General features: G+C 77.3%; 8 protein-coding genes. 4 read left to right on the top strand and 4 right to left on the bottom strand.

Annotated features, from left to right (window positions below):
• The first annotated feature begins 77 nt into the window (after positions 1–77).
• Positions 78–1787 (top strand): translation initiation factor 2, encoded by a 1710-nt coding sequence (locus ABT092_RS00445; protein WP_351238128.1) that lies wholly within the window; start codon positions 78–80, stop codon positions 1785–1787.
• On the opposite strand, the gene ABT092_RS00440 is transcribed toward ABT092_RS00445, so the two are convergent.
• Complete coding sequence (locus ABT092_RS00440; protein ID WP_351238126.1) at positions 1775–3868, bottom strand: NB-ARC domain-containing protein; 2094 nt, start codon at positions 3866–3868, stop codon at positions 1775–1777. The genes ABT092_RS00445 and ABT092_RS00440 overlap by 13 nt on opposite strands.
• Positions 3869–4019: 151 nt before the next feature.
• Between ABT092_RS00440 and ABT092_RS00435 the strand changes: the two genes are divergently transcribed.
• Entirely contained in the window at positions 4020–5291 is a 1272-nt protein-coding gene (locus ABT092_RS00435) for a threonine/serine exporter family protein (RefSeq protein WP_351238124.1), read from the top strand.
• A gap of 74 nt (positions 5292–5365) precedes the next feature.
• On the opposite strand, the gene ABT092_RS00430 is transcribed toward ABT092_RS00435, so the two are convergent.
• Together ABT092_RS00430 and ABT092_RS00425 are read right to left on the bottom strand one after the other, a co-directional pair.
• Positions 5366–6127, bottom strand: coding sequence for a CbtA family protein (locus ABT092_RS00430; protein ID WP_351238122.1), 762 nt, complete (start codon positions 6125–6127; stop codon positions 5366–5368).
• Positions 6128–6145: 18 nt separating this feature from the next.
• Positions 6146–6382, bottom strand: a complete 237-nt coding sequence (locus tag ABT092_RS00425; RefSeq protein ID WP_351238120.1) for a CbtB domain-containing protein — start codon at positions 6380–6382, stop codon at positions 6146–6148.
• 423 nt (positions 6383–6805) lie between these two features.
• Here ABT092_RS00425 and ABT092_RS00420 point away from each other — a divergent pair, with 423 nt between their 5' ends.
• The gene (locus tag ABT092_RS00420; protein ID WP_351238118.1) at positions 6806–7432 is read left to right on the top strand and encodes a histidine phosphatase family protein; all 627 of its coding nucleotides are present in this window, start codon (positions 6806–6808) and stop codon (positions 7430–7432) included.
• 119 nt (positions 7433–7551) lie between these two features.
• Positions 7552–8337 carry an antibiotic biosynthesis monooxygenase gene (locus ABT092_RS00415; protein WP_351238116.1) on the top strand — a complete coding sequence of 262 codons (786 nt, stop codon included), beginning with the start codon at positions 7552–7554 and terminating at the stop codon, positions 8335–8337.
• A gap of 88 nt (positions 8338–8425) precedes the next feature.
• On the opposite strand, the gene ABT092_RS00410 is transcribed toward ABT092_RS00415, so the two are convergent.
• On the bottom strand, positions 8426–9049 hold the full coding sequence (locus ABT092_RS00410; RefSeq protein ID WP_351238115.1) for a dihydrofolate reductase family protein: 624 nt from the start codon (positions 9047–9049) through the stop codon (positions 8426–8428).
• Between the last annotated feature and the right edge of the window lie 153 nt (positions 9050–9202).

Here is a 9202-nt window from a genome sequence, read left to right as displayed (position 1 = left end):
CAACACCGCCCGCGGGGCCGCCCCTTCCGGGCCGCGGGCCGGGTCCGCGGAGCGGGTCGGCCGCTACGATCGGGGCCATGCCGCGCCAGGCTTCCGCCCGTGTCCCGCTCCCGGCCGCCCCACCCGGCGCGGACGGCCCCGCGGCCGCGGGGCGACGGACCGTACTGGTCGCGGTGCGGTCCGCGGGGGCCCTGCACCGGCTCCTGGACGTGCTGCCCGCCTTCGACGGGGACAGCCGGGTGGTCACCCGGTTCACCCTGGTGCCCGGCTCGGACTTCGACGTGGAGGCCCTGGCGGCGCTGGAGCGGGCCGGGGCCCGCGCCCTCGCCTGGGAGGACGCCGTCCGGCGCCGGCACGACCTGGTGCTGGCCGCGAGCCCCAAGGGCGGGTTGCGGCGGTTGTCCGGGCCGCGGGCGCTGTTGCCGCACGGGGCGGGCTTCAACAAGACGGTCGCCGACGAGGGCTCGGCCGACGTCCCCTCCGGGCTGGACCCGCACTACCTGCTGGCCCGGGGCGCGCCCTGGGCGGACCTGCACGCGCTGGCGCACGAGGAGCAGGTGTCCCGGCTGGCACGGCACTGCCCGGTGACGGCGCGTCGGGCCGCGGTGGTCGGCGATCCGACCGTGGACCGGCTGTTGGCCTCGGCCCCCCGCCGGGGGCCGTACCGGGAGGCGCTGGGCACCGGGGCGCGGACCCTGGTGGTCCTCACCTCCACCTGGGGGCCCGAGTCGCTGTTGGCCCGGCGCCCCGGCTTGCCGGCCGAGCTGTGCGCGTCGCTGCCGTACGACTCCTTCCAGGTCGCCCTGGTCCTGCACCCCAACGAGCACAGCGGGACGGGCCGGTTCGACCTGTCGCGCTGGTTGGCGCCGGCGCTCGGCGCGGGCCTGGTCCTGGCCCGGCCGCACGAGGAGTGGGCCGCGCTGCTGGTCGCGGCGGACGCGGTCGTCAGCGACCACGGTTCCACCGCGCTCTACGCGGCGGCGCTCGGCCGGCCGGTGGTCGGCGCCTACGACGGGGGGCGCGAGCTGCTGGCCGACAGCCCGATGGCGCGGTTGCTGGCCGCGGCCCCCCGGTTCTCCTCGGCGGCGGACCTGCCGGACGTCCTCCGGGCGGCCCGCGCGGTGGACACCCGCGCCCGCGCCGCGGACGCCTTCGCCCGGCCCGGGCAGGCCCTGCCGCTGCTGCGCCGGCACCTCTACCGGCTGCTGCGGCTGCCCCCGCCGGCCGGCCCGCTGGAGGCGCGCCCCTTCCCCCGGCCCGGCACGCAGCCCCGCACCCCGCGGGCCTTCGCGGTGCGGACCGGGGTCGCCGGTGACCGGGTCGCCGTCGCGCGCTTCCCCGTGCACACCGACCGGCCGGTGCACCACCTGGCGGCCGAACTGCCCTTCGCCGACCCCCGGTCGGCGCAGAGCGCGGCGGTGGTGTGGCGCCGCGCCCGGGACGCCGCGGCGGGCACCGGCACCCCCGCGTGGACGGCGGAGGGGTGGACGGCGCACGCCCTGGCCGAGTCGCCGGGGTGCCGGACGGCGGTCGCGGTGCTGACGCCCGGGCGGGCCCTGCTCCGGAGCCGTACCGCGGGAACGTTCAGCCTGCGGGTGGAGCCCCACCGCGCGGCGGGCCGCGTCGCCCACGCCGATCCGGCGGCGGTGGCCTCCGCGGTGCACGCCTGGCTGGGCCCCGGCACGGCGGGGACCCCGCCCGGGTCCCTGTGGTGCGACACCGGGCCGCTCTCCGTCCGCGTGCACCTGGTGCCCGCCGAGCCGGACGACCTCGACTACGTGCTCTGACCCCCGTCGGGGACCCGTCCGCCGGCGGTGGCGATGCGCCGGGCCTGCGCCCGGTGGACCCCGGCCGCATCGGCGTCGCCGCGGGCCTCGGCCAGCTCCGCGAGCTCCTCCAGGACGCGCACCTCGTCGGTGCCGGAGCCCCGTCGGCGGGCCCCGTCGAGCGCCGCGCCGACCAGCGGACGGGCCTCGTCGAGCCGGCCCGTCAACCGCAGGGCGCGGCCCAGTTCGAACCCGGCCCGGGCCCCCATCCGCTCGCGTTCCTGCCCCAGTGCCATGGCGTGGGCCTCCCGCAGCAGGACGACCGCCTCCGCGTGCCGCCCGCCGCGCAGCGCGGTCCGCCCCAGCAGATAGGTCTGGAGCAGCACCCCGTACGCGTTGCCGATCTCCTCGTGGACGGCCCGGGACGCCTCGAAGTCGGCGGCGGCGCCGGCCCAGTCCCCGGTCTCGGCCTTGAGCAGGCCCCGGAACTCCACCGTCGAGGCGCCCAGTCTGCGTTCGGCGGGGGCGTCGCCCAGCGAGCCGGCCGCGTTGAGGGCCCGGTGCAGGTGCTCGGCGGCCTCCTCGTACCGTCCCCGTTCCCACAGCGGGCGGGCCAGCTGGCACCTCATCCGCACCATGGCCGGCAGGTGCTCGGCCCGGTCCGCGGCGGCCGCCCCGGCTTGGAACGCGTCGATGGCGTCCGCGTGGTGCGGGTGGTCCAGGAAGTGCGTCCACAAGGGTTCGCACAGCGCCCAGGCGTCCTCGTACAGGCCGTCCTCCAGGGCCAGCCGGACGCACCCGTACAGCGCGTGCCGCTGGGCGTCCAGCCAGCGCAGCGCCTCGGGCTTGCCGGCGAACGCGAGGTCGGGGCCGCCGGGGGCGACGGCCCCGGGCAGGGCCGCGAAGGTCATCCGGGGGCCGGCGGCCAGCGCGTCCGCGCGGGCCGCCTGGCGCCGGTACCAGCCGATCAGGGCCCGGCGGGCGGCGGCCCGTTCGGTGCCGTCCGGGTCCTCCTGCCGGGCCCGGCGCTCGGCGTGCCCGCGCAGCAGGTCGTGCAGGCGCCAGCCCTCGGCGAGGGGTTCCAGCAGCCCCGCGGACTCCAGTTCCTCCAGGGCGTCCCCGGCTGCCTCGGGGTCGGTGCCGACCAGGGCGGCGGCGGACGCCTCGTCGCTGCGGCGGCCGGGGAGTTGGGGCAGCAGCCGGTAGAGGCGGGCCGCCTCGGGGGAGAGCCCGGCGTAGCCGGCGTCCCAGACGACCTCCACCACGGGAACGCCCTTCCGGTCGAGTTCCGCGGTCAGCTCCGCGACCAGGCGGGACAGGCTGCGCCGGCGGTGCCTGCGCACCCACTCGCCGGCCACCTGGAGCGCGGCCGGCAGTCCGCCGCACCCCTGCACCAGCTCGCTCGCCGCGGCGGGTTCCGCGGCGAGCCGCGGATCGTCCACCAGGTTGCCCAGCAGCCGCACCGCGTCGTCCACGGCCAGCGGGCCCACCGCAACCTCCAGGGCGGCGGTGCCGTCGAGGTCGTACAGGGCGTGCTGGCTGGTGACGATCACCAGGCTGTGGTCCGAGGACGGCAGGAGCGGGACCACCTCGGTGCCGAAGCGCGCGTTGTCGACGACCAGGATGAGTCGCTTGTCCCGGGTCCTGCTCCACAGTTGCTTGCTGCGTCCGCCGAGGGACCGCTCCAGCCACTCGGTCGAGACGCCGAGGCCGACCAGGAGTTCCCCGACCGCGTCCGAGACCTCCACGACCCCGTCCCGGCGCAGCTCGTCCAGGTCGACGTAGAGCACCCCGTCCGGGTACCGGTCGGTGAGGCCGCGGGCCACGTGGAAACCGAGCGCCGTCTTCCCGATGCCGCCGATGCCGGTGAGGGCGACGAGCAGGGGTCCCCCGTGCTCCGGGTGGTCCTCCACCGCGCGGGCGATGCGTTCCCGCTCCTCGTGGCGGTTCTCGAACCGGACGCGGACGGGCGGGAGTTGGAAGGGCACGGCGGAGGCCGACGGTTCCGTGCCGGACAGGTGTTGGTGGAGCTCCCCGATGCGTCCGGCTTGCACGACCACGTGCGCGCGTCCGTCCAGGCTGTTCCGCGTCTCCTCGACCATGCGGCCCACCCTAGGTGCTCGGCGGACGCCGGGCGGTGCGTTCCCGGCCGATCGGCGCCCCGGCCGTGACCGCGGGTCGCGGGGTCGTCCCGACCACGCCGACGGCCCCGTACGCCGTGCCGACCTCCCGGGCGGCCCGCACACTGACCCCATGGGCGGGCAGCCGGCACCGGAGGGCAGCGGGGACGGTCCCGTGCCCGCCGGCGGGTCCGGGGACGAGGTGCTCGACCTGGTGACGCGGCTCGCGGAGCTGCTGGTGGCCGGCGGGTACGAGGGGACCCTGGGCAGCGAGCGGCGGTTGCGGGCGGTCGCGGCGGCCTACGGGGCGCGGGCCGAGGTGTCGGTGGGGGCCGAGTCGGCGGTGGTGGGCGTCGGCGGGCGGAGCCGGGTGGTGGCCCGGCCGCCGGAGGTGCCGCAGCTCGACCGGGTGAGCGCGTTGAAGCCGTGGCTGCGGGAGGTGACGGCGGGGCGGCTGCCGGTCGCCGAGGCCCGGCGACGGCTGGAGGCGATCGCGGCCTCGCCGGCGCCGTACCGGGGGTGGGCGCGGGTGACGGGGACGGTGCTGTTCTCGGTGGGGTTCGGGATGTCGATCCAGCCGACCTGGCAGCAGGTGTGGATCACCGGGGTGCTCGGGGTGGTGGTGGGGCTGGTGATGGAGGCGGTGCGGGCCCGGGGCGCCTCCGGGCGGGTGGCTCCGCTGTTGTGTTCGGTGCTGGTGGGGGTGCTGGTGCTGGGGGTCGAGCGGGCGGGGTGGGTGAGCGGCGGGACGATCCAGCTGATGGTGCCGGTGCTGTTCCTGTTCATCCCGGGCGACGCCATCACCATGGCCGTCCTGGAGGTGGCCGCCGGGCGGCTGACCGCCGGGGCGGCCCGGCTGGCCCAGTCGGCGGTGGCCCTGGTGACGCTGGCCTTCGGGCCGGTGCTGGCGGCGGCGGCGCTGGGCATCGACCAGCGGGAGATCTTCGACGTGCCGGTGGCGCCCGACTTCGGCCCGGTGGCCGGCTGGCTGGGGTGGGCGGTGTTCGCGGTCGGGGTGCAGCTGGTGTTCGGGATGCGGCGGGGGGACCTGCCGTGGGCGCTGCTGCTGGTGTTGGGCACCTACGGGGTGCAGCTGCTGGCGGTGCGCGGCTTCGGCACGCTGGCGGGGACCTTCCTCGCGGCGGCGGTGATGGCGTTCACCGCGGTGGGCCTGGGCGCGCGGCAGCGCACGCCCCCGGCGTACGTGCTGTACCTGGGGGCGTTCTTCGTGCTCACGCCCGGCTCGCACGGCCTGCGCGGCCTGGAGGCGTGGGTGGGCGGGCACCCGGTGCAGGGCCTCCACGACATCGCCGGCATGGTGGCGCTGATGGTGGCGATCGCCCTGGGGATGTTGGTGGGCGTCACCCTGCGGCGGGGGCCGGCCCCCGCCGGGGAGAGCGCCTGACGCCCGCCCCCGGCGCACGGAGCAGCGCGCGGCCCGCGGGCCCCGTGGGGCTTGCGCCCGGCGGGCCGCTCACCTCACCCGGAGCCGACCGGTGCCGGGGCGGCGGCCCGGCGGTCGGGGGCCAGGACCCGTTCGGCGAGCTCCCCGAAGAGCAGGCCGAACGCGGTCCACAGGGTGGCCTGGACGGCGAGCGCGGCCAGCCGGAACTCCCACACCACCGTCGCCGGGAAGTCCGCCGGCATCTCCTCGACGGACGGCAGGAACGCGAGCGCCAGCCCGACCGCGAGCACCCAGCAGGCGCCCGCCGCCACGGTCGCGTGCCAGGTGCCGAGCCGGGGCGCCAGCCGCCGCCCCAGGATCACCGCACCCACCGCGAGGAGCACGCTCAGCACCAGCATCAGCAGGTAGAGCGTGGTGCGCCGGCCGACGCTGTCGTCGGCGCCCACCGCGGGCGGATTGGCCGGGTACTTGAGGAACGGGACGACGTACACGGCGACCAGCCCGCCCAGGGAGAGCAGCAGGGCCGTGGCCCGCGGGGTGAACCGGCCGATCCGGCCGAGGGCGAAGCAGTGCGCGAGGGCGACGAGCCCGCCGAAGGCGACCCCGTACACCAGGATGCCGGTGGCGAGCCCGCCGGTGGCCTGGAGCTCCCGGCTGACCAGGGGCTCCTCGCCCGCCCCGTGGTCGTGGCCGGCGGCGTGGGCGTCCTCGTAGGCGATGGCGGCGTCCACCTGCGGCTCGCCCAGGAAGTACGCGACGAGCAGGGCGAGCGCGCCCGCGGCGAGGCCCGCGAGCATGCCGCGCACCAGCAGGCGTCTGACGGTGTGGGAGTTCACGGTTGCGGCCCGGTCCCCTCAGTGGCAGGGGTAGCCGAGCAGGTGGCGGGCGTCGTGCACCCACTCGTGGACGCCCTCCCCCGAGACCAGGGCGACGGCGCCCTGTTCGGCGCCGACGAAGTAGAGCAGCACCAGGACGAGGGCGCCGGTGAACACCGCCCAGGGGGCGAGTTGCCCGAGCGGGAGCTTGACGGGGACGCCGGCGGGGGGCGTGGTGGTGGATGCGGCTGTCGGTCTGGCGACGGACTGCGCCATGGCAGGACCTCCTGGGGAACTCGCGTCCCGGTTCGGTGGTGCACGGGACGAGGGCCGCGGGTCTGACTCCGCTCGTACCGCGGGCTCCGGGGAGCGCGGACGGGCTCACAGTGGCGCGACCGTGCCGGATTCCCACCGGCTTCCGTCGTGCCCTCGTCGTTGACGTGATGAAGTTGTCCAGCGGGTGGAACCGTGGTGCCCGGTACGGCTGTGGGGCGCGGTGGTGCTGTTCGGCGTGCGCCGGCGGCGCCGGCGGACACCGGCCCGTTCGGCCGGTACCGCACGGTGACGTCTCGAACGCGACGTGAAGGTACCGCGTACCGTGCGAGCGGGGAAGGGGGCCGTGACCTGGTACGGCGCCCCCGCGCCCGCCGACCGGGCGAGGAGGTTTCCCCAGCCCTGTGCAGGAGGAGGACTGACGGAATGTCGACCACCCGAGTGACCCTGGTGGCCCCCGCCGCCGGGCGGGACCTGCGGGAGACCAGGTTCGGCGGGGACGGCCCGCTCGACCCGCCGGCCCTCGCCCGCGCCCTGCGGGCCGGACCCGCGCTCCCCACCGCCGCCCGCTGGTACCGCTCCCCCACCGGGCGCTGCACCGAGACGGCCCGCGCACTGCGCGCCGGGACGGAGCCGGGCGCGGGACGGGGCGCGGGACGGGGCGCGGAGCCGGATGCGCCGGCGTCCGCGCCGGAGCCCCTGGACGTGGGGCGCTGGCGCGGGCGCACCCTCGCGGAGGTCACCGCCGAGGAACCCGCCGCCCTGGCCGCATGGCTCGCCGACCCCTCGGGCACGCCGCACGGCGGCGAGTCCCTGCCCGCGCTGCGCCTCCGGGTGGGCGGCTGGCTGGACGGGCTGACCACGCGGGGCGGCCGGGTGGTCGCCGTGGTCGAACCGGACGTCGTCCGCGCCGCCCTGGTGCACGCCCTGGACCTGCCCGGACGGTCCTTCTGGCGGCTGGACGTGGAGCCGCTCTCCGCGGTGGAGCTCACCGGCCGGGCCGCCCGGTGGAACGTCCGCCCGGGCCGCCCCCTCGACGGAGCCCCTGGCTGAATCCCCTGCGCCGCCCGCGGAGGAGCCGTTCCGCGCCGGCGCGCACGCCGGATATTCCGTGGCCGGCACCCCGACTGCTGCACCAGGCTGGGCCGTTCGACCGCAGAGGAGGCCCCCGCATGCCGTACCGTCCCCACCCCGTCGCGCTCCCGGACCTGACCCTGTCGGGCACGGTCACCGTCACCGTCTGGAGCACCGATGCCGCGACGACCCCCCGCGTCCTCACGGCGGTCGACCGGGCGTGGCGGGCCCAGCCCGAGGAACGACGTCCGCCGGCGTACGCCGTCTGCGCGGCAGCGGACGGCAGCACGTTGTTGCACTACGCGCGCTGGCCGGACGACACCGCCGCGACGACCGGTCCCGGGCCCTACGAGGAGGCCGTCCGCACCGCCGCCCCCGTCGCCGAGCGACTCGCCCACGGTGCGTACCACCGCTACCGCACCGGCCCGCGCGCCGAGGGCGAGGACCGTACGGCGGGGTGCCTGGTGGTCGTGACGGTCACCTTCGACGGAGCGGACCCGGACCGCCAACGCGACTGGACCGACGGCATGTTCGCCGCCACCGGCCACGACCCCTACGACCGTACCGGGGTGATCGCCGCGCACTTCCACACCTCGGCGGACGGCACCGAGGTCCTCAACCTCGCGGAGTGGGAGAGCGAGGAAGCCCACCGCGCGGCCTTCGAAGGCGCCCCGGCCGACCCCGCGGACCCCGTCGACGGGCAGCCGGCGGAGGAACCCGCCGTCGAACCGGAACTCACCCCGGAGCAGCAGGCGGCCTGGGCCCGGGTGGTCAACTACCCCGGTATCACCGGCAGTCGGGTGGTGCGGCACGTACCGCTCCTCGTCCTCGCCCCCTCCTCCGGCGCCGACGCCCCGCGGGGCGGGCGACGGGCCGGGGGATGACAGCCGACGTCCCCGGCGGCCGGTTGGGTCAGCGAGCGGTGCAGAGGCCCCCGGGAGGGTCGTCCCCGGAACCGACCTCGCCCCTCCCTCAGGAGTGCGCCCCGCCCCGGTAGGTGCCGTAACGGGGCCGTCCGGTCGGCTCGTACACCTGGGCCACGACCCCGCTCGGCGTGGTCTCGCTGCCCAGCAGGCGCAGTCCGGCCTGGGCGCCGTCCTGCGGGAAGAGCCTGCGTCCGCTGCCGACGACCACCGGGGCGACCATCAACCGCACCTCGTCGACCAGTCCCTCGGCCAGCAGCGAGGCGCCGAGGCGGGCGCTGCCGTGGATCTGGAGTTCGCCGCCCGGTTGCTCCTTCACCGCGGCCACCCGGGCGGCGACGTCCCCGGAGAGGATGGTGGTCGGTTCCCAACCGGCCGTCGTCAGCGTCTGCGTGGCCACGTACTTCGGCAGGCCGTTGAGCCGGGAGGCGACCGGGTCGTCGGGGTCGTCCATCGCCGGCCAGTCACGGGCGAAGTTCTCGTAGGTGCGGCGGCCGAACAGGAAGGCGCCCGCCCCCAGGGTCCAGCCCGTCACGATCCGCAGGAACGCGTCGTCGAGGTGCGGCACCAGCCAGCCGCCCCGGGTGAACCCGTCGCTGGTGTCCTCCTCCGGCGACCCGGGCCCCTGCGACACCCCGTCCAACGACAGGAACTCCTGGAGGACCAACTTCATCGGCGGACCGTCCTTCCTCGTCACCGGGGCGACCGCCGTTCCGGTGCGGTGAAGACTCGCGGATCGCCCGGGACCCGTCGCCCGCGGCGACCCCGGTCCGGCCGACCGGCGGCGGTCCGTTCACCCGTCCGCGCGGGCGGACGGCCCCGGACG

The organism is Streptomyces sp. NPDC002490, from assembly GCF_040296045.1.
GTDB lineage: Bacteria > Actinomycetota > Actinomycetes > Streptomycetales > Streptomycetaceae > Streptomyces.
Note: the sequence above shows the minus strand (reverse complement) of the source record. Positions and strands in the feature narration are given on the sequence as shown.

Bases quoted from the DNA above. Each gene is read 5' to 3' on its own strand.
- ABT092_RS00445 (WP_351238128.1), top strand. From the start codon at position 78: ATGCCGCGCCAGGCTTCCGCCCGTGTCCCGCTCCCGGCCGCCCCACCC.
- ABT092_RS00440 (WP_351238126.1), bottom strand. From the start codon at position 3,868: ATGGTCGAGGAGACGCGGAACAGCCTGGACGGACGCGCGCACGTGGTC.
- ABT092_RS00435 (WP_351238124.1), top strand. From the start codon at position 4,020: ATGGGCGGGCAGCCGGCACCGGAGGGCAGCGGGGACGGTCCCGTGCCC.
- ABT092_RS00425 (WP_351238120.1), bottom strand. From the start codon at position 6,382: ATGGCGCAGTCCGTCGCCAGACCGACAGCCGCATCCACCACCACGCCC.
- ABT092_RS00420 (WP_351238118.1), top strand. From the start codon at position 6,806: ATGTCGACCACCCGAGTGACCCTGGTGGCCCCCGCCGCCGGGCGGGAC.
- ABT092_RS00415 (WP_351238116.1), top strand. From the start codon at position 7,552: ATGCCGTACCGTCCCCACCCCGTCGCGCTCCCGGACCTGACCCTGTCG.
- ABT092_RS00410 (WP_351238115.1), bottom strand. From the start codon at position 9,049: ATGAAGTTGGTCCTCCAGGAGTTCCTGTCGTTGGACGGGGTGTCGCAG.